The 17960-nt window shown below is 55.4% G+C and carries 22 protein-coding genes and 1 tRNA gene; 17 read left to right on the forward strand and 6 right to left on the reverse strand.

What is annotated here, in order from left to right; genetic code table 11:
- Window positions 1–5: 5 nt before the first annotated feature.
- Window positions 6–1601 (forward strand): phosphate ABC transporter substrate-binding/OmpA family protein, encoded by a 1596-nt coding sequence (locus BC777_RS02970; protein ID WP_100366661.1) that lies wholly within the window; start codon window positions 6–8, stop codon window positions 1599–1601.
- Between the two features lie 348 nt (window positions 1602–1949).
- The gene (locus BC777_RS02975) at window positions 1950–3431 is read left to right on the forward strand and encodes a type IV pili methyl-accepting chemotaxis transducer N-terminal domain-containing protein (RefSeq protein ID WP_168769062.1); all 1482 of its coding nucleotides are present in this window, start codon (window positions 1950–1952) and stop codon (window positions 3429–3431) included.
- A gap of 215 nt (window positions 3432–3646) precedes the next feature.
- Here BC777_RS02975 and BC777_RS02980 read toward each other — a convergent pair whose 3' ends face one another.
- Window positions 3647–4042, reverse strand: coding sequence for a MerR family transcriptional regulator (locus BC777_RS02980; RefSeq protein WP_100366663.1), 396 nt, complete (start codon window positions 4040–4042; stop codon window positions 3647–3649).
- Window positions 4043–4125: 83 nt separating this feature from the next.
- On the opposite strand from BC777_RS02980, the gene BC777_RS02985 reads away from it, so the two are divergent.
- The gene (locus tag BC777_RS02985) at window positions 4126–4782 is read left to right on the forward strand and encodes a CHRD domain-containing protein (RefSeq protein WP_100366664.1); all 657 of its coding nucleotides are present in this window, start codon (window positions 4126–4128) and stop codon (window positions 4780–4782) included.
- A 115-nt stretch (window positions 4783–4897) separates the two neighbouring features.
- Entirely contained in the window at window positions 4898–5791 is an 894-nt protein-coding gene (locus BC777_RS02990; protein WP_100366665.1) for a carotenoid biosynthesis protein, read from the forward strand.
- A 17-nt stretch (window positions 5792–5808) separates the two neighbouring features.
- Here BC777_RS02990 and BC777_RS19585 read toward each other — a convergent pair whose 3' ends face one another.
- Both BC777_RS19585 and BC777_RS02995 read right to left on the reverse strand, forming a co-directional pair.
- Entirely contained in the window at window positions 5809–5940 is a 132-nt protein-coding gene (locus BC777_RS19585; protein ID WP_281251755.1) for a hypothetical protein, read from the reverse strand.
- Window positions 5941–6191: 251 nt separating this feature from the next.
- Window positions 6192–6281 (reverse strand) — tRNA-Ser (locus tag BC777_RS02995).
- A gap of 138 nt (window positions 6282–6419) precedes the next feature.
- On the opposite strand from BC777_RS02995, the gene BC777_RS03000 reads away from it, so the two are divergent.
- Window positions 6420–7253: a DUF2059 domain-containing protein gene (locus BC777_RS03000; protein ID WP_100366666.1), complete on the forward strand. Its 834-nt coding sequence runs from the start codon at window positions 6420–6422 to the stop codon at window positions 7251–7253.
- A 71-nt stretch (window positions 7254–7324) separates the two neighbouring features.
- Window positions 7325–7729, forward strand: a complete 405-nt coding sequence (locus BC777_RS03005; RefSeq protein ID WP_100366667.1) for a hypothetical protein — start codon at window positions 7325–7327, stop codon at window positions 7727–7729.
- Here BC777_RS03005 and BC777_RS03010 read toward each other — a convergent pair.
- Window positions 7726–8073, reverse strand: coding sequence for a hypothetical protein (locus BC777_RS03010; protein ID WP_100366668.1), 348 nt, complete (start codon window positions 8071–8073; stop codon window positions 7726–7728). The two genes, BC777_RS03005 and BC777_RS03010, sit on opposite strands and share 4 nt — an antisense overlap.
- Before the next feature lie 176 nt (window positions 8074–8249).
- Here BC777_RS03010 and BC777_RS03015 point away from each other — a divergent pair, with 176 nt between their 5' ends.
- The 7 genes from BC777_RS03015 to BC777_RS03045 all read left to right on the forward strand — a co-directional run bounded on the left by BC777_RS03015 (window position 8250) and on the right by BC777_RS03045 (window position 13919).
- Window positions 8250–8969 carry a 50S ribosomal protein L21 gene (locus BC777_RS03015; protein WP_100366669.1) on the forward strand — a complete coding sequence of 240 codons (720 nt, stop codon included), beginning with the start codon at window positions 8250–8252 and terminating at the stop codon, window positions 8967–8969.
- 11 nt (window positions 8970–8980) lie between these two features.
- Window positions 8981–9250 (forward strand): 50S ribosomal protein L27, encoded by a 270-nt coding sequence (gene rpmA / locus BC777_RS03020; protein WP_100366670.1) that lies wholly within the window; start codon window positions 8981–8983, stop codon window positions 9248–9250.
- A 128-nt stretch (window positions 9251–9378) separates the two neighbouring features.
- Window positions 9379–9921, forward strand: coding sequence for a GNAT family N-acetyltransferase (locus BC777_RS03025; RefSeq protein ID WP_100366671.1), 543 nt, complete (start codon window positions 9379–9381; stop codon window positions 9919–9921).
- Window positions 9922–9955: 34 nt separating this feature from the next.
- Complete coding sequence (locus BC777_RS03030) at window positions 9956–10459, forward strand: GNAT family N-acetyltransferase (RefSeq protein ID WP_100366672.1); 504 nt, start codon at window positions 9956–9958, stop codon at window positions 10457–10459.
- A gap of 38 nt (window positions 10460–10497) precedes the next feature.
- A complete protein-coding gene (gene obgE, locus BC777_RS03035) occupies window positions 10498–11547 on the forward strand; it encodes a GTPase ObgE (protein WP_100367974.1) in 1050 nt (349 codons plus the stop codon).
- The gene (gene proB / locus BC777_RS03040; RefSeq protein ID WP_100366673.1) at window positions 11535–12641 is read left to right on the forward strand and encodes a glutamate 5-kinase; all 1107 of its coding nucleotides are present in this window, start codon (window positions 11535–11537) and stop codon (window positions 12639–12641) included. The genes obgE and proB overlap by 13 nt, the downstream gene beginning before the upstream one ends.
- 12 nt (window positions 12642–12653) lie before the next feature.
- The gene (locus BC777_RS03045; RefSeq protein WP_100366674.1) at window positions 12654–13919 is read left to right on the forward strand and encodes a glutamate-5-semialdehyde dehydrogenase; all 1266 of its coding nucleotides are present in this window, start codon (window positions 12654–12656) and stop codon (window positions 13917–13919) included.
- Here BC777_RS03045 and BC777_RS03050 read toward each other — a convergent pair.
- Window positions 13916–14506 (reverse strand): histidine phosphotransferase family protein, encoded by a 591-nt coding sequence (locus BC777_RS03050; protein ID WP_100366675.1) that lies wholly within the window; start codon window positions 14504–14506, stop codon window positions 13916–13918. The two genes, BC777_RS03045 and BC777_RS03050, sit on opposite strands and share 4 nt — an antisense overlap.
- Window positions 14507–14535: 29 nt before the next feature.
- On the opposite strand from BC777_RS03050, the gene BC777_RS03055 reads away from it, so the two are divergent.
- From BC777_RS03055 to olsA, 3 genes are all read left to right on the forward strand, one after another.
- Window positions 14536–14715, forward strand: a complete 180-nt coding sequence (locus tag BC777_RS03055) for a DUF3553 domain-containing protein (protein WP_100366676.1) — start codon at window positions 14536–14538, stop codon at window positions 14713–14715.
- Between the two features lie 106 nt (window positions 14716–14821).
- On the forward strand, window positions 14822–15619 hold the full coding sequence (gene olsB / locus BC777_RS03060; protein WP_245834134.1) for an L-ornithine N(alpha)-acyltransferase: 798 nt from the start codon (window positions 14822–14824) through the stop codon (window positions 15617–15619).
- Complete coding sequence (gene olsA / locus BC777_RS03065) at window positions 15612–16442, forward strand: lyso-ornithine lipid O-acyltransferase (protein ID WP_100366677.1); 831 nt, start codon at window positions 15612–15614, stop codon at window positions 16440–16442. The genes olsB and olsA overlap by 8 nt, the downstream gene beginning before the upstream one ends.
- Here olsA and BC777_RS03070 read toward each other — a convergent pair.
- On the reverse strand, window positions 16419–17045 hold the full coding sequence (locus BC777_RS03070; RefSeq protein ID WP_100366678.1) for a thiamine phosphate synthase: 627 nt from the start codon (window positions 17043–17045) through the stop codon (window positions 16419–16421). The genes olsA and BC777_RS03070 overlap by 24 nt on opposite strands.
- A gap of 132 nt (window positions 17046–17177) precedes the next feature.
- On the opposite strand from BC777_RS03070, the gene BC777_RS03075 reads away from it, so the two are divergent.
- Complete coding sequence (locus BC777_RS03075) at window positions 17178–17921, forward strand: RNA methyltransferase (protein WP_100366679.1); 744 nt, start codon at window positions 17178–17180, stop codon at window positions 17919–17921.
- Window positions 17922–17960 lie beyond the last annotated feature (39 nt).

Raw genomic sequence — 17960 nt, forward strand, 5'->3', positions numbered from 1 at the left:
AAGCAGTGGCGTTCAATCTCAAGAAACAACTGAAGACATCGGCAGCCGTGATGGCGCTGGCAACTGGGCTGCTGCTGCCGTCCATGAGTGTTGCGCAAGAAATCACGCTGCGGTCAACTGACGGCACGATCAACGTGACCGGCGATTTTGTCGATTTTCGTGACGACACATACGTCGTGCGTACCGCATTGGGCGAGCTGCGCATCGCGGCCAGCAGTATGGTTTGTGAAGGGGCGGCATGCCCAACATTCGAAGATATCACGGCTGACGTGACAATCGTCGGATCCAACACGATTGGTCAAGGTATGATGCCTTTGCTGATGACAGGTTTTGCCTCCGCACTTGATGCCGACGCGGAACTGACGAACGCATCAGCAGGTGAGACAGTGGCGAAATTGATCAGTGACGGCGGTTTCGGTGACGAGATCGGCGCTTATCTGGTATCTTCGACCGACGACAACGATGCGTTCGAGGCGCTGCTGGCAGGTGAAGCCAACATTGGCATGTCCGCGCGGCGCATCACAGTAGATGAAGCCCGCGCGTTACGTGATGACGGTGCAGGTAGCATGGTTAGCCCGAACCAAGAACACATCGTCGCTGTGGATAGCATGGTTGTTGTGACCCATGCCGACAACCCGGTAAACCAACTCGATCAAGATCAGTTGGCGGGGATTTTTTCTGGTCAGATCACAAACTGGTCCCAAGTTGGCGGCGTCGATAAGCCGATCAACGTCATCTCCCAACCGTCGGGTTCGGCAAGCTATGAATACTTTATGGATTATCTTTATGGAGAAGAACGGCCTGCGTTCCTTCCGCAAGGCATAGCCGCCGACGATCAGGTCTTGTCGAACACGATTTTCCAGGACCGCAACGCAATCGGCTACCTTGGCTATGCGTTCCAGCGTGGCGCAAAGCCGTTGACCATTGTCAATGAATGCGGCCTTGCAACGACACCTGATGCGTTCTCTGCCAAGACCGAGGAATATACGCTCAGCCGCCGGATGTATTTGTACAACCGTGCTGACAATCTGAACGCGTCGACGCAGCAGTTCATTGATTTCGTAATGTCGAACGAAGCTGATGCCGTTATCGGTAAGTCAGGCTTTATCGATCTTGGCATCCTACGCCGCAGCCAAGCGGAAGGTGACGCACGCCGTGCCAATCTGGTTGCCGAGATGTCACGCTTTGATATCGGCTTCGAGGGTGAAATCATCGGCGACATGCTAAGCGAAATGGATGAGTATGATCGCTTGTCGACAACGTTCCGCTTCCGCACAGGGTCTTCCCGGCTTGATGAGCGTGGCCGTTTGGATATGCAGCGCTTGATCGCGTATCTGGATCGTGCGCCGGACGGTACAGAAATTCGCTTTGTCGGCTTTACCGACGATGTGGGTGCCTTTGATGCCAACCAGCGCCTCGCTGAACAACGCGCGGCCGCAGTTATGGACGAAATGCGTTCTATCGCAGGTGAGCTGCCCAACGTCACGATGACGACAGCGGGCTATGGTGAAATTGCACCATCAGCTTGTAACGTCTCAGAGCGTGGCCGGGGTATTAACCGCCGCGTCGAGGTTTGGATTTCCAAATCTGTCGAGAGCTAAGAAGACTGGGCGATACCTGTTTTCGAACAGGTATCGCCCAAACAAAAAGTCGGACCTGTAAAGAGTGAGTTGAGCAATGTGCTGCGTAAGTTAATCGCAGCGAAGCATTGCACGAAAGTCGTAAGTCAAAACGCATCTCTGTTATTCGTTTCAAGTTCTGTTGCGTCTTATTGTGAGCGTATCTTTGTCCGACCACCCCGACGACCCGTAAATTATTCACTCATTTGTTTTGCCCAAATTGGGTTGATCAGGCTTTGACGTTAATCGGCGTCTTTCGTGTGATCCTGACGTGCACCGGCATAGACCCAAGACACGGCTTAGCAAGAAATGCATGATAGGAATCATGGTATGAAAACTGAACAGATAGCCCCGCCTCACGCCCCACATCTGCCCAAGCAGGCAGCGCGTTCCCTTTCAAAAGCATTCTGCGTCGCCCTTGCCGTTGCATCTGCACCAACTGTTGGTTTTTTTGATGCCGATATGGCAGTCGCTCAGTCAAATGATGCTGGGCTTTATAATGGTGGCAAAGCCCGTGTCAGCCGTTCCGCAAACTTGCGCTCATTGACTGAATTGGTCGCCTCTGCAAGCTGCCGTGTGAACGGTAATATTGATGTAACCGAAGCACAGTCCGAACTGGCCCGTTCAAGCGCTGATTTTGACAATATCATTGATGGTTTGGTGAACGGCAACCCGGCGTTGGGTATGCCTGGCGCGGAACAGCGTGCGCGTACGCTGACTGCATTAAGCGAAACCGCAGCTTTGTGGGAACCGATGGATGCGGCCGCCACCAATCTGGCCTCCGGTGCGGCATCGGCAGCGGATGCAGAAGTCATTAGCGCTGGTTTTGCGAATCTGTTTGACCAGACGGAGCAACTCGCCTCTGTCATCTCAGGGCAGTATTCCGATCCGCAGCAACTTCTGCAAAGCGATGCAACTGTTTTGAACTTTGCTATTCGCCAACGCGCGTTGGCCTATCGCATGACACGCCAGATGTGCGAATTGGCGACAGGAACGGCTCAAGCTGAAGTATCTGACCAGCTGCAAGAAACAGTCGACCTGTTCCAACAAACACTTGTTGCGCTACGCGATGGTTTCCCTGCCGCCGGGATCAACCCACCCCCGACAGATGCGGTGCGTGACAGTTTGCAAAATACATTCGCACTTTGGAATGCGGAACGCGGGATATTTGATGCCGCTATTGCGGGCGAAAACCCTTCGGCAGAGATGGTTGGCACTGCGGCTGCCTTGTCGCAAAAGCTGTCTGTTGGCATGAATAACACAATCACGCTCTATTTGATTGCGACCCCAGGGCAGGACGATGTTTACCGCGTCCCACTCGAGGCATATGCGCGTGATGAATTGGTTGGTTGGTTGACAGAGCCTGCTTTGATCGAAGCAATCAAGGCGCAGAATGCACAGCATGATGGCCTGTCCGAAGACGACGTCATCGCACTTGATCAGGAATGGCGTGCAGAGGCAGGCGCGGGCGGCGGCCCGATGATTGAAAGACTTTTGACAGCGCCCGTGTCGAACTGGCTACTGGAACAGCAAGACGCAACAGCAGGCTTTGTGACTGAAGTGTTCATCATGGACAACAAAGGCTTGAACGTTGCCCAAAGCGTTGAGACATCCGACTATTGGCAGGGTGACGAGGCGAAGTGGCAGCAGACCTATTCCGTTGGACCTGACGCATTGCATATCAGCGAGATCGAATTTGACGACAGCACAGGGTTCTACCAATCTCAGGCGTCTCTCGCCATCTCGGATCCAGCCACGGGTGAAGTGATTGGTGCGGTGACCTTTGGTATCAACGTACAGAACCTGATGTAACCGGATCAAGAGCAGTGAAGAGGGCGGGCCTTACGGGGTTCGCCTTTTTTGTTTGGGCACCCTTTGTTTGCAGAGCTATCTGCCGGATCATCGGACGTGAATGGCGCATAAGCGGGGCGAAGCAGACGGCCGCAGGGGCAGCGTCACGGTCAGCTCAGCGAACGTTTGCGACGATGCCTGTTTGTGGAAAGAACCAATAGCGTTATCCACAATTTTCACTCCAGCCATAGCCCCATATCTTTCAGCATCGCATCCATGAAGTCTTTATCCGGCGTGTCTACGAACGCAGCGAGCAGGTTGCGCGCAGATTTGAGTTCTTCAATCTTGATGTCCACTTCTGCCACTTTTTCAGAAATGATCTGGGCGCGTTCCTCTCGCGAAACTGTATCGGAAAATAGCCGATCCAACGGCTCAGTGAGCTCCCTTAATTTGAAACCCAGGCGCTTGGCGAGAGAGATGAGAGACAGCCTTTCCAACGTCGTTTCGTCATAAATGCGATAGGTCCGCGTTCCAGCAGCCACCGGAGTGGAGTGAATGAGGCCAAGCGTCTCATAATGACGCAAACCATCTTTCGACAGGCCAGATCGCTTTGCAAGTTCACCAATCATCATAGGGCGGCCTCATATTGGTGCTTGACTGTAGGGTATACCCAATAGGCTAAAGCTTATCCGAACGCAACGAATCGGAGGGCAATATGCGCCTTTTTCTTTTGCCATTTCTTTTTGCTTCTGGTGTGGCCACCGCCCAAGAGGTGCCGCCAGTCAGCGGGATTACCCTCAATCCAAGTGCGGGCGCGGAGATAGGACCAATCTTTGAAACATGGGTGTCACCACACCAAGAGGGCGGCGAAGAGCGGGACACACCGCGTTTCGCTCCGGATATGTTCAAGTCCACGACACCCTCTGTTGACCGGGATGAGCGGCCATCACGCGGCCATGGAACCTTGGCTTTCTCGCGGGACCTCAGCACCGCCTATGCCCATATCGCGATCGAAGGGGTCAACCCCGAAGACATTGTGATGTTCCACATACATTGTGGTCGCCCGGGGCAATTGGGGCCGATCATCGTCGATTTCGGCCTTGAAAATGATCTTGCTGAAGTGTTTGCGGACGGTGAAGTGTCGTTGGAAATCACCAATGAAGATATCGTTGCAGCCATGGAGCATGACCACGGCCTTGTCGCGGCTTTTACGGCTGGATGCCCTATCACGTTGGCGGTTCCTACCGACAAAGTGGTGACTGTCGCTGGCCTCGCACACATCGCCTATCAGCGGGAGTTATACTACAATATTCATACGTCCGGCCAAACATACTTCGGAGATATTCGAGGTCAATTGTATCCGGTCGAATGACCTGAATGTTGAGAATGAACTTCGCTCCTTTCAACCAGTCTATGCCCCATTGAGATCGCTCGCTGCGGCATGTCCTGCAGCACCAAAGTTCACGCGAAATAGGAAAGGTAATCCAATGAACCTCCAAACCATTACTTCAAATACCATCAATGAAGAATCCCGCTCTCGTGTAGGCTGGGCTATGGTCGCCATATTTGCGATCGCCAATTTATTTATTGGCTACAGCGCAGATGACAGCATGATCGGGATGCTTGCGCCTTTTATCTGTGTGCTGTTGATGAGCGTATTTTCCTTTGGGCATGGTATTTCACGCTATGGCGCGAAGACGATGGCCGTCTTTTTTCTATTCGCCTTCGCTATTAGCTGGTCTTATGAAACGCTCAGCATTCTCACCGGTTTCCCGTTTGGAAATTACCATTACACAGATGTGCTTGGACCGAAACTCTGGCTGGTACCCTTGCTGATTATGCCAGCTTATTTTGCGGTGTGTTATTTCTCTTGGCACATCGCCCATGTTCTTTTGGACCACTACAAAGACGGGTTAAGCGGCGCACGTCTGTTTTCTGTTCCGATGCTGGCCACGTTTGTGATGGTCATGTGGGATGTGTCGATGGACCCTGCGCGGGCAACTCTTGGCCAGACATGGGTTTGGGAAGACGGTGGCGCGTATTTTGGTGTGCCGTTTGTGAATTTCATGGGCTGGCACCTCTGTGTTTACACGATCCTGCAAGCCTTCGCGCTGTATCTGAACCGAACCGACAAAGCGGTCGGGCTCACAGGGCGCAGCCATCATTTTCTGATCTTGCCGGTCATGATGTACGGCGCAATTGTGGTCGAATTCCTGAGCAAAGCTGTCTTCGCCGAAGATGCGGTTGTAGAAAGCCTCGATGGTCACAGCTGGCACACTACGGATATTTACAGTTCGTTGGCGCTGGTTGCACTTTACACGATGGCCTTCGTGACGATCTTGGCGACCTTCAAGTTGTTGGACCGCCGCAGCGCGATCTGATGTGCTCGAACGGTCTATTACAGCGCACCACCTGGGTGGATTGCGTCTGCGGGACTGTAGAGAAGTTTTGTTGGGCCATTTTTGTGGATGTTGCGGCTGAACTCGGTTTTTTTCAGGAAGATCACGAAGCTGCCGCTTTGCAGACGCATGCCTGGCACTCCAACAAACGACCAATATGAAAGTGCCGCAGTGCAGCTAGCAAAGATAGTTTCCGGACATTCGCGGCACTGAAGAATTCCGGTAAAATGGGCGCATCGCAGTCATCTGAAGCGCCTGCGAAAACCCCCGTTATCAATTGAGACGCCCTTGCAGCAGTATTGGGTTCTCAAACGGGTTCAATGACGGCGGTGAGTTATGGTCGGTACATTTCAAGATCGTCGAAATGCAACGATAGTAATGGTGGCGGAGAGACAGGGATTCGAACCCTGGGTAGGCTTGCACCCACAACGGTTTTCGAGACCGCCCCGTTCGACCACTCCGGCACCTCTCCGCGGTGGCGGCGTGGTACTGCGCGCGGCGAAGCTGTGCAAGGCCCAATTCTTGGCGCTCTGACATTTCCGTGCGTGCCCTTGGCAAAGCGGGGGCAGGGTGCATAACTACATGCTAGATATCGCGAAAGAGGCCCGTCATGATCCGCTTTGCTGCACCGCTTGTCTTTGCCGTTTCAATTGTCGCTGTCCCGTTGTGGGCGCAACCCGCTGAGGATGCCAAGGTTGACACGTTGCTAGAGGCCCTCGGCATGCCAGAGCTGATTGAGATCATGCGCCTTGAAGGGCTGGCGTACGGCGAGACTTTGGCCGTTGATATGTTGCCAAATGGCCCGAACGATCAATGGGCGATGGCCGTGTCTGCGATTTACGACACCCAGACCATGTATGAAGAGGTACGCGGCGCTTTTGGCGAGGCTGTGGCAGGTGACGACATCGACGCTATGCTGGCGTTTTTCACATCTGCACCGGGAGAAAAGATCGTCGGCCTGGAGGTCAGCGCGCGCCGCGCCTTGTTGGATGAGGCTGTGGAACAGGCCAGCAAGGAAAATGCTGCAATTGCGATGATGGATCAGACCCCGCGCTATCAGATGGTGGCTGAATTCGTTGAAGTGAATGATCTGATTGAGGCCAATGTCGTGGGCGCTTTGAACTCCAGTTATGCGTTCTATACCGGCCTGATTGATGGTGGTGCCATGCCAGAGGGCGTAACCGCGGACACCGCACTGCAAGACGTCTGGGCGCAGGAACCGGACGTACGCAATGAGACGACAGAGTGGGTCTATTCGTTCCTGCTGATGGCCTATCAGCCGCTTTCCGATGAAGAGCTGGAAGCCTATGTCGATTTTTCCAAAACGCAAGCTGGCCAAGACATGAGTGACGCGCTTTTTGTGGCCTTTGATGGCATGTTTGACGATATCTCGCGTGGGCTTGGGCTGGCGTCATCGCGCTTCATGATCAGCCAAGAGTTGTGATGATTACGCCTTGGCATTGGCGTGCGGCGGCGTATTCTGGGGCTAATCTCAATCAACGAGGATAACTTGCCTTGCCTTCCTTAAAATACGCCATTCTTGCCATTGGTCTGCTAGTGGGTTGCGATCAAACCGCCCCAATAGCGCCGCAACCGGATCTGCCTGCTGATGATCCGCGGCAAGCACAATTGCTCTCTGCAGAGTGCACGATCTATTTTGCGGCGGTCACCAAACTCGAGGCAGAGGGCCGCGAGGTCAGCGGTGACCCGACACGGGGCTGCCCGCCAGAGGCTGCAGGCGTGGCCGCCGATATCAACGCGATGGTCAGCGTGCCGCCGGTTACGGCTGGTTATCCGCAGACGCTTTATGATCGGATGATCGCGCGTGGTATTCCCGTGGATGTGGCGGATGACATCTCCAAGTCCAAGGCGTTTTGGGATCTTGTCGCGCGGCGTGACAGCTTGCTGGCTGACTTCTAGCCACCATAGACCATAAGCGCTGTCACAAGTGCGCCCGGCGTCGTTTGATAGAGTCCCATGTCGGATTGCAGCTGAATAATGCGGGCGGGGCGGTCACGCTCGGCTATGCCCGCCGCGTCCATCGATTTGGTCAGAACAGGCCCACCCCCGGCGCGGATGTCTGTTTTGATCTCCTCGTAGTTGGATTTAACAATAAGTTCGACCTCGCCGCGCCGTTTTTCATAGGCGGCATTGCCGATAACGGTGCTGGCCCCTGTCATTGGCCACAAAAACGGGCTACCGAGATGGTTGGCCTCTTGCGAACAGGCGGCGGTCAGAAGAATGGTGATCAATGGCCAGCGCATGGGTTTTTACCTTCTTTTTATGTTGACTTATGGCTGCATTGGTCAGATATAGCACCATCTCTGCAAGGCTCTTGTAGGGTAATATGCGAAATTATGCCCACGGGCACGCAGTCCACAGGTACCAAACGCCGGATGTTTCCGGGGCCTCAGAGACGCGAAAGATAAAGGAATACCATATGTTTGCGGTTCTCAAAACCGGCGGCAAGCAGTACAAAGTGGCCTCTGGCGACGTGCTTCGTGTCGAAAAGCTTGCGGCGAAAGCAGGCGACAAAGTTCAATTCAACGAAATTCTGATGGTCGGCTCTACTGTCGGCACACCAACAGTTGCAGGCGCAGGCGTCCAGGCTGAGGTGATTGACCAGATCAAAGGCGAAAAAACGATCAACTTCGTCAAGCGCCGTCGTAAGCACGGCTCTCAGCGTACAAAAGGCCACCGTCAGCAACTGACATTGGTGCGCATTGCTGAGATCCTTGAAAAAGGTGCTGATAAGTCTGGCGTCATGGCTGCTGTTTCTGGTGCGGGTACTGCATATGTGACCGGTGCGAATGGCGCTCCGACATCGAAGAAAGCGGCTGCAGCGGCTGAACGCGCATCCACACCGAAGGCTGAAAAGCCAAAGGCAGCACCAAAGGCCAAGGCTGAACCAAAAGCAAAAGCTGCACCGAAAGCAATAGCAGAGCCGAAAGCGGCTGCTGGCGCAGATGATCTGAAAAAACTGTCTGGCGTTGGTCCGGCACTCGAGAAAAAGCTGCATGAAGCTGGCGTAACAACATTTGCCCAGATCGCAGCATGGACGGAAGCCGATGTGGCTGCTATGGACGAGAAACTGTCGTTTAAAGGCCGTATCGAACGTGAAGGCTGGATCGCGCAAGCGGTTGAGCTCGCTAAAGGCTAAGGAGAGACCAAATGGCACATAAAAAAGCAGGCGGTTCATCCCGTAACGGACGCGACTCAGCTGGTCGTCGTCTTGGCGTCAAGAAGTTCGGTGGCGAAACTGTCGTTCCGGGCAACATCATCATGCGCCAGCGTGGCACCAAGATGTGGCCGGGCATGGGCGTTGGCATGGGCAAGGATCACACGATTTTTGCGACAGTCGATGGCGCTGTCAAATTTCATAAAGGCCTGAAAGGCCGCACCTTTATTTCGGTTCTCCCAGTGGCGGAGGCCGCTGAATAAGCCGATAAATCCAAGGTAACAAAGTTTTGGGGATCGGTGAGAGCCGGTCCCCTTTTTTATTCATAGTTTTGCCACCATGTCGTTTTAAAGGTCGGCTAACACGGACTTGTTTTCGAGGAGGGAAAGCAATGCGCCACGAGGATATTATCGTTCAGGAAATGATCGAAGCAGATCGCTTTGTCTTGCGGCCCTGCCGCAAGTCCGATGCGGGCCTAATTGCTATGTACGCAGGCGACGATCGGGTGGCACGTGGCACACGTGCGATGCCGCACCCACTTCCCCCCGGCTCAGTCGAGGCGATGATCGAACGGGCAAGCGCTGCTGACCGGTCCGAGGATGTGTGGGTCATTGACGGTTCGGCCCATGGCCATGCAGAGGCCTTGGGGTTGATCAGCCTTGAGCGGATGGACCGTGCACAGTCAGAGATTTTCTATTGGATCGCACCCGCGTTCTGGAACACAGGTTTCGCTACCGAAGCAGTGCGGACCTTGATCGCGGCGAACCCTCATAAATCCGACCGGATTTTTGCAGAGGTGTTTCAGGATAACCCGGGATCGGCCCGCGTACTGACCAATTGTGGTTTTGATTATCTGGGCGATGCAGAGGCATTTTCGGTTTCGCGCGGTGCCACCGTTCCCACATGGACCTATACGCTGAAACAAGGGTCATGACGTTTCCGTCAGTGATGACGGATCGTGACATTGCATGATGGTTAGTCTGGCATACCGCCCCCTTAACCCCAATGACTTTGACGCGGTGCACGCCATCGCGTCTGACTGGTCTGTTGTGCGTCAGTTGGGGAATTGGCCTTGGCCACCAAACGAGGCTTTCACAATGGGACGTATAGCGCCGTATGACGGTGAGGGTTTCGTTTGGGCTGTTTTTTTGGCTGAAAAGCTGATTGGAACCATCGGGCTTTCGCCAAAAGGGCTTGGTTACATGTACGCATCTGGCTGGTCGGGCCGGGGTATCGCGACCAAAGCCGCGATGGATGTGATCGCGTTTGGTTTCAAGACCTATGACTGGACAGAAGTGCGCGCGTCGACCTGGATTGACAATCCGGCCTCTGCGGCTGTTTTGCGGAAATGTGGCTTTACACATTGGCAAACGCATTACGAGGCCAGCCTCGCGCGCGGTATCCCCACATTGATACAGCAACACCGCCTGAGCCGCGCCACATGGGACCGCTTGAGAACCGCGCCACAGTAGTTTATCGCGCTGTCAAACAGCCGCAGAAAGCCAAAACCATGAAATTCCTCGATCTTGCAAAGGTCTATATCCGGTCTGGTGCCGGTGGCGGTGGCTGCATCTCGTTTCGGCGCGAGAAGTTTATGGAATACGGTGGCCCCGATGGGGGTGACGGGGGCCGCGGGGGTGACGTGGTGGTTGAGGCCGTTGAGGGGCTGAACACGCTGATCGATTTTCGCTATCAGCAGCATTTCTTCGCAGGCAACGGCCAGCACGGCATGGGCAGCCAGCGCACCGGCAAAGACGGTGAAAGCAAAGTGCTGCGGGTCCCTGTCGGCACCGAAATCATTGATGAAGACGAAGAGACGGTTATCGCTGATTTGACAGAGGTTGGTCAGAAAATCGTCATCGCTAAAGGTGGTAATGGCGGTTGGGGTAACCTGCGGTTCAAGACGGCCACCAATCAGGCACCGCGCCGGTCCAATCCGGGGCAAGAAGCGATTGAGCGCACGATCTGGTTGCGATTGAAGCTGATCGCGGACGTGGGATTGCTCGGTATGCCAAATGCGGGCAAATCCACGTTCCTTGCTGCTACGTCGAATGCGCGGCCCAAGGTTGCTGACTATCCTTTTACAACGCTGATCCCAAACCTTGGTGTCGTGGGCGTTGATGACGTTGAATTTGTCGTAGCCGATATTCCCGGCCTGATCGCAGGGGCGAGCGAAGGGCGCGGCCTTGGCGACATGTTTTTGGGTCATGTCGAGCGTTGTGCGGTGCTTTTGCATCTCATTGATGGCACCTCTGGTGATCCAGCAGGTGATTTGACCACAATCATCGGTGAGCTGGAGGCATATGGCGGCGAACTGGCCGAGAAACCGCGGATTACGGTGCTCAACAAGATTGACACGCTGGACGATGAAGAACGCGCATTCCTGCGTGATGAAATTGCCGAAGTCGCTAACGGTCCTGTCATGATGATGTCCGGCGTCAGCCGCGAAGGTATTCCTGACGTGTTGCGCGCCTTGCGCGTCGAGATTGACGACAATCGCCTGCGCCATCGCAAAGCAGCGGAGGAGGAACAGGGCGAGGATACACCATGGCAGCCTTGAGTGAGGCCAAGCGCCTTGTGATCAAGATCGGCTCTGCCCTGTTGGTGGACGCTGAAACCGGTGCTTTACGGCAGGAGTGGCTGACATCGCTGGCCAGTGATGTTGCCCAGATCAGGGGCCGCGGGACAGATGTGATTATCGTCTCATCTGGGTCCATCGCCTTGGGACGTGGTATTCTTGGCCTGCCGCTCGCCCCGTTGGCGCTGGAGCAATCGCAAGCCGCCGCCGCTGTCGGGCAGATCCGGCTGGCGCGCGCTTATGAAGAGGCGCTCACACCGCATGGCATCGTTACCGGCCAAGTGCTTGTGACACTTGAAGATTCGCAAGATCGCCGCCGCTATCTCAACAGTCGTGCCACGATGGAGACGATGTTGGCGCTTGGCGTGACGCCCATCGTGAATGAGAATGACACGATTGCGACCGATGAAATCCGTTACGGTGATAATGACCGTCTTGCGGCGCAGGTTGCGGTGACGGTTGGCGCCGACCAGTTAATCCTTTTGTCGGATGTTGATGGGCTTTATACCGCCAATCCCAAAATTAATAAATCTGCAAAGCATATTGAAATTATTGAAAAAATCACACCTGAGGTTGAGGCGATGGCCGGTGACGCAGGCTCTGGTCTTTCCAAAGGTGGCATGATCACCAAGGTTATGGCCGCCCGGATCGCGACCGAAGCGGGATGTGCTATGGCGATAGCCCTTGGTACGGCGTCCCATCCATTGGGCAAGCTGGAAAACGGTGCCAAAGCGACTTGGTTTACCGCCCAGACAGACCCGCAAGCGGCGCGCAAACGCTGGATTTCAGCAATGAAGCCGCGTGGAACCGTGACGGTCGATGCTGGCGCAGGGGATGCGCTGAAGCGCGGTAAAAGCCTGCTGCCTGCCGGTGTCACACAGATTAACGGCAGCTTTGGCCGGGGTGATCTGGTGGCAATTATTGATGTGGATGGTATGCAGATGGGGCAAGGCCTGATCCGCTATACCAGTGCAGAGGCACGCCAGATTATGGGCCGCCGATCGGCTGACATTGTAGAAGTTCTGGGCTATGAAGGTCGGGCTGCATTGGTGCACCGCGACGATATGGTGCTGTAAGAGGATAAAATCATGAATGATCATGACGCAATCGGGCCTATGATGGCACAAATCGGCGCCGACGCACGCGCGGCATCAGCCGTGCTGGCGACCGCCGGGTCAGAGCGCAAATATGCGGCTCTGATTGGCGCTGCCGATGCAATCTGGGAAAACCGGATGGCGATTATGGATGCCAATGCCGAAGATCAGGTATTTGGCGAGAAAAAGGGTCTTAGCCCTGCCATGATGGACCGTCTGATGTTGGATGAACCACGCATTCGCGCGATGGCAGATGGGCTGCGCGATGTGGCCGCGCAAGCTGATCCGGTGGGCGAGGTGATGACTGAATGGGACATGCCCACAGGCCTGCATATTCAGCGCGTTCGCACGCCTTTGGGTGTGATCGGGGTGATCTATGAAAGCCGCCCCAATGTCACCGCGGATGCGGGTGCCTTGTGCCTGCAGTCTGGCAATGCAGTGATTTTGCGGGGTGGATCAGAAGGCTTCAATTCCTCGACCGCCATTCACCAGTGTTTGCAAACCGGGCTAAAGCAAGCGGGTTTGCCTGCGGCTTCGATCCAGCTTGTCCCAACCCGCGACCGTGCGGCAGTGTCGGCGATGCTGACCGCGACGGACCATATTGATGTCATCGTACCGCGTGGTGGCAAAGGCCTGGTTGGATTGGTGCAGCGCGAGGCGCGGGTGCCTGTCTTCGCTCACCTTGAAGGCATTTGTCACATCTACGTGGGTGCGACCGCTGATCCTGCGATGGCGCTGGAGGTTGTGTTGAACGCCAAGACGCGCCGCACTGGAATATGTGGCGCGATGGAGTGTTTGCTGATCGACTGGCGCTTTTACACGCAGCATGGGTCCATGTTGGTTGATGCCTTGCTGAAAGCGGGTGTGGAGGTGCGCGCAGATGGCGAACTGGCCAAGATCGACGGCACGACACAGGCGCAAGCCGATGATTTCGGGAAGGAATTCCTTGATATGATCTGTGCCGCCAAACTGGTGGATGGTGTGGATGAAGCGATTGCGCATATCCGCACCTATGGATCGAACCATACCGACGCGATTGTGACGGCTGATGATCAGGCGGCGGCACATTTCTTCAAAGAACTGGATAGTGCGATCCTGATGCGCAACGCCTCAACCCAATTCGCAGACGGCGGAGAATTTGGCATGGGAGCCGAGATTGGCATTGCCACGGGTAAGCTCCATGCGCGCGGGCCGGTTGGGGCAGCGCAACTGACTAGTTTCAAATATCTAGTGACCGGTGACGGCACTGTCCGATCTTAAAACCGTACGACGATGTGATTGGCTTCGTGTTTGAACTGCAAGGTCCGACCCGCCTCGGCCAGAACGCCGGGTAGCAGTGCAAATTGCACATGTGCTGCTGTGTAGATGAAGCCAATTTGCGGGGACAAGAGGTTGTTCCACAGCTCCCTGTCCACCGACAATCGCGGGCCTTCGCCGCGCATCACCCATGTGTCATCCTCTTGGGTGATATGGACATCACCGCCCAAGGGCAGTGACGCTTCGATGGCCTGCAACATCAACAAGGCGCAGCGCACCAGCCTGCGTGGCTGATCGCCATCGATCTTCCAGATATAATTGATCCGCCCACCGCGCGCGGTTGCTGCAAGAATGGATAACACTTCGCTGCGGTTAACCATCTGCTCTTCGCTGGCGGCCCCGTAAGCAATACGAAAATACCGGATACGTGCGCTGGCGTTCTGCACGCTTTCGTTGATCAGATCCATTTCGGCACCGGTATCGCCATCCGTCAGCGACAAAAGCTCGACTCCATTGCCGATTGCCCCAATTGGGCTGATAAGGTCGTGGCAAATGCGAGAGCCAACAAGCGCTGCGAGATCAGGTTGCATGGTGCAGCCTCCGTTGTGAAAGAGAAGAAATGTCTGACATGAATGCGATACTGGAGCCCGGCATGCTGGTCCGCCATCCTGAGCGGCCTGATTGGGGCACCGGACAGGTGCAATCGAATATTGGTGGCAAAATCACCGTGAATTTTAGGGAAGAGGGTAAAGTCGTCATCGATGGTAAACGTGTTCTACTCTTACTGGTTCATGAATGAAGTACAACCTAAGGCTGAGTGCTGCAAGTGAAGTTTGTGCGCGTCTTTTCATTACGTCGCGTGAAATGGTTGCTAAATGGTTAATTTGTCTGCAGATACGGGCCGGATGAGAGATAGTGCAGACGTTATGACGCAGGCGACACCAAAGTTTGCCACGCAGATCGCGCGGACGGATGATGAGATCAACGCCGCACTACGCCTGCGCTATGATGTCTTCGTGGCCGAGCTTGGGGGTGATGGCCCACTAGTGGATCATACCGCGCAATTGGAACAAGATGTGTTTGATCGCCACGCCGATCACATTATTCTGTTGGATAAAGCGCGTGCCGGTGCTGATCAGGTGATAGGTGTTTACCGTGTCATGACTGCTGGCATGGCGCAGGCCGCTGGCCGGTTTTACTGCGCTGAGGAATATGATCTGACGCCGCTCTATAACAGTGGAAAGCGGTTGCTGGAATTGGGCCGGTCGTGCCTGCACCCAGACTACCGGGGCGGGCCTGCAATGATGCATCTGTGGGCGGGGCTGGCGGACTATGCGCAAGCCCGCAAGATTGATCTGTTGTTTGGTGTGGCTTCTTTTCACGGCACCGACGTTGCGGCTTTGACAGAACCGCTGAGCCTGCTGCATCATCGTCATCTGGCGCGTGAGGCGTTACGGGTCAAGGCAATCGGGCCAACGGCGCTTTCGATGAATATCATTCAGGCAGATCGTCTGGACCGCGTAAGCGCAGTGCGGCAAATGCCTGCCTTGATCAAAGCCTATTTGCGGTTGGGCGGCACCGTTGGCGATGGGGCATTTGTTGATCATGATTTCAACACCGTTGATGTCTGTCTGATCTTGGAAAGCGATGCGATATCAGGTTTGCAACGCCGCATGCTGACCATGGGTGCTGCCGATGGATAAAACGTGGCACGGCGCGATAATGCCCCCCGCTGATCCGCCGGGATTGGCCGGTTGGCTGCGTGCTATCATGCGTGCAATACCACTGATCATATTGGTCTTTGGTGGCTTGCTGGTATTGCTTTTGATGCGCCTTTTTGAACGGCCCTTATGCGGCATGCGCCGTCCGGTTACGCCATACATCACGCAAGTCGTCTGTCGCACGGCCTTTGTTATTTTGGGCATGCGCTACAGCAGCGATGGTCAACCGCTTAGCGGCGCGGGTGCAGTTGTGGCGAACCACGCGTCATGGCTGGACATCTTTGCGCTCAATGCCCGCAAACGTATCTATTTTGTGTCCAAATCTGAAGTGGCAGATTGGCCCGGTATTGGCTGGCTGGCACGCGCAACAGGTACGGTTTTTATCCAACGCGACCGCAGCGCGTTGCGCCACCAGATCACCGTATTTCGCCAACGGTTGGCCGCCGGACACAGGCTTCTGTTCTTTCCCGAAGGAACATCGACCGATGGTTTGCAGGTGCTGGGTTTCAAGCCGGCGCTATTCGCGGCTTTCTTCGATCCTGCCTTGCGCGACAGTTTGCAGATGCAGGCGGTTTCGGTTGTCTACAGAGCGCCTTCCGGCGCTGATCCGCGGTTTTATGGGTGGTGGGGTGACATGGCCTTTGGCCCGCATCTGATGACCACGCTGGCGGCCAAGCGGCAGGGCGGGGTGCACGTGACGTATCATGCGCCTGTTCAAGTGGCCGATTTTGCCGATCGTAAGACATTGGCAAAGGCCTTGGAAGATCAGGTGCGCGTAGGTCTAGCCCAGCATCGCGCGACGTAGATTACCCAAGGTCGCAGCGGGGTTTTCGGTGGTCCATATCTCATCGCCAATGCCGAAAAAGTCGGTATGTGGCGATAGCGCGCGAACAAGATCGGCATCAAGCGCACCTTCGGCAACGACAGGCACTTCGATCATCATTGACCACCATTCAAAGAGGTCCAGTTCGGCCTGTCGACCATCGCCCAACGCGGTCTTCCCAACGGGGCCAAAACTGACGTAATCGGCACCCAATTCACCCGCAGTCATGCCATCATGACGCGAATTGGTACAATGGCTGCCAACGATTGCATCATCGCCAAGTGATTTGCGTACTTGCCGCACAGATCTGGCACCATCCGTCAAATGCACCCCGTCCAACCCCAGACGTTCGACCAGCTGCACATGGGCCTCGATCACCAGTGCCACATCGCGTTCATGCGTGACCTCGCGCAGGGCATCAGCCGCCTTCGCGATCCGCCCTTCGTCAGTAGAGGCCAGAGCAAGACGGACGCAGCCGACCTCGGTACTATCCAGGCAGGCGGCCAGCTGTGCTGGAAAGGTCGACAGATCAAATTCAGACGGGCTGATCAGGTAGATTTGGGGGTGATCTTGTGCGTCCGACATATGGGCGTTCCGATAGTTTTGAAGTGTCACGCAGGTTTAGCGAGGAAAATGCGGAATGGCTATGGGTCTTGGGGTTCTTGTCTTGCGAAACGGGGCGGCGTATCAGGCTGCACGTTTGAGAAAGGAAACCTCATGCCCATCAGCACCGACCTGCAACCTGCATTCGTCCTGATCCGCCCGCAGATGGGCGAGAACATCGGGGCTGCGGCGCGCGGCATGTGGAATTTTGGTCTGGACCGGATGCGGATCATCGCGCCGCGCGATGGCTGGCCAAACCAAAAGGCAGTCGCAATGGCCAGCGGGGCGGGGCGCCTGTTGGATGAGGCGCAGATTTTTGATGATACCGGCGGAGCGATTGCAGATTGTGACTATGTCTATGCGACCACTGCGCGCCCACGCGGGCTGACGAAACTGGTGCTATCGCCCGAAGCCGCCATGCAGGATGCGCGCCAGCGTGTGGCCCAGGGGCAGAAGGTCGCCGTGATGTTTGGCCCCGAACGTGCGGGTATGGAAAACGATGATATCGCGCGGGCGAATGCGATTATCTCGGTCCCTGTGAACCCGGAATTTCCGTCGCTCAATCTGGCGCAATGTGTCTTGCTGACGGGCTATGAATGGCGGCGTGAGGCGGTTGATGTTGATGCGGCGCGCGTTGATGCTGTTGGTGATTGGGCAGAGCAGATCGAGATTGAAAAACTCAGTGATCATTATGAAGGGCGACTGGAGGAGGCGGGGTTCTTTTATCCCGCACACAAGGCCGAGAACATGAAGCTGAACCTGCGCAACATGTGGTCACGGATGCCGATGACACGGGCGGATGTGCAGATGCTGCATGGGATGATGCGCCAGATGGTGCGATGGAAAGAGCGCGGGTGAGTTTGCGTAAGGTGGATCATGATCCACCTTACCCGACCG

Origin of the sequence: Yoonia maricola (genome assembly GCF_002797915.1) — a bacterium.
Lineage (GTDB): Bacteria > Pseudomonadota > Alphaproteobacteria > Rhodobacterales > Rhodobacteraceae > Yoonia > Yoonia maricola.

What these genes read in the sequence shown, in the direction of transcription:
- obgE (WP_100367974.1), top strand. Translation starts at nt 10,498, where the DNA reads ATGAAATTCCTCGATCTTGCAAAGGTCTATATCCGGTCTGGTGCCGGT.
- olsA (WP_100366677.1), top strand. Translation starts at nt 15,612, where the DNA reads ATGGATAAAACGTGGCACGGCGCGATAATGCCCCCCGCTGATCCGCCG.
- BC777_RS19585 (WP_281251755.1), bottom strand. Translation starts at nt 5,940, where the DNA reads ATGCGTCTGCAAAGCGGCAGCTTCGTGATCTTCCTGAAAAAAACCGAG.
- BC777_RS03075 (WP_100366679.1), top strand. Translation starts at nt 17,178, where the DNA reads ATGCCCATCAGCACCGACCTGCAACCTGCATTCGTCCTGATCCGCCCG.
- BC777_RS03055 (WP_100366676.1), top strand. Translation starts at nt 14,536, where the DNA reads ATGTCTGACATGAATGCGATACTGGAGCCCGGCATGCTGGTCCGCCAT.
- BC777_RS02980 (WP_100366663.1), bottom strand. Translation starts at nt 4,042, where the DNA reads ATGATGATTGGTGAACTTGCAAAGCGATCTGGCCTGTCGAAAGATGGT.
- BC777_RS02990 (WP_100366665.1), top strand. Translation starts at nt 4,898, where the DNA reads ATGAACCTCCAAACCATTACTTCAAATACCATCAATGAAGAATCCCGC.
- BC777_RS02985 (WP_100366664.1), top strand. Translation starts at nt 4,126, where the DNA reads ATGCGCCTTTTTCTTTTGCCATTTCTTTTTGCTTCTGGTGTGGCCACC.
- BC777_RS02975 (WP_168769062.1), top strand. Translation starts at nt 1,950, where the DNA reads ATGAAAACTGAACAGATAGCCCCGCCTCACGCCCCACATCTGCCCAAG.
- BC777_RS03050 (WP_100366675.1), bottom strand. Translation starts at nt 14,506, where the DNA reads ATGCAACCTGATCTCGCAGCGCTTGTTGGCTCTCGCATTTGCCACGAC.
- BC777_RS03030 (WP_100366672.1), top strand. Translation starts at nt 9,956, where the DNA reads ATGATGGTTAGTCTGGCATACCGCCCCCTTAACCCCAATGACTTTGAC.
- BC777_RS03070 (WP_100366678.1), bottom strand. Translation starts at nt 17,045, where the DNA reads ATGTCGGACGCACAAGATCACCCCCAAATCTACCTGATCAGCCCGTCT.
- rpmA (WP_100366670.1), top strand. Translation starts at nt 8,981, where the DNA reads ATGGCACATAAAAAAGCAGGCGGTTCATCCCGTAACGGACGCGACTCA.
- proB (WP_100366673.1), top strand. Translation starts at nt 11,535, where the DNA reads ATGGCAGCCTTGAGTGAGGCCAAGCGCCTTGTGATCAAGATCGGCTCT.
- olsB (WP_245834134.1), top strand. Translation starts at nt 14,822, where the DNA reads ATGAGAGATAGTGCAGACGTTATGACGCAGGCGACACCAAAGTTTGCC.
- BC777_RS03010 (WP_100366668.1), bottom strand. Translation starts at nt 8,073, where the DNA reads ATGCGCTGGCCATTGATCACCATTCTTCTGACCGCCGCCTGTTCGCAA.
- BC777_RS03025 (WP_100366671.1), top strand. Translation starts at nt 9,379, where the DNA reads ATGCGCCACGAGGATATTATCGTTCAGGAAATGATCGAAGCAGATCGC.
- BC777_RS03015 (WP_100366669.1), top strand. Translation starts at nt 8,250, where the DNA reads ATGTTTGCGGTTCTCAAAACCGGCGGCAAGCAGTACAAAGTGGCCTCT.
- BC777_RS03000 (WP_100366666.1), top strand. Translation starts at nt 6,420, where the DNA reads ATGATCCGCTTTGCTGCACCGCTTGTCTTTGCCGTTTCAATTGTCGCT.
- BC777_RS03045 (WP_100366674.1), top strand. Translation starts at nt 12,654, where the DNA reads ATGAATGATCATGACGCAATCGGGCCTATGATGGCACAAATCGGCGCC.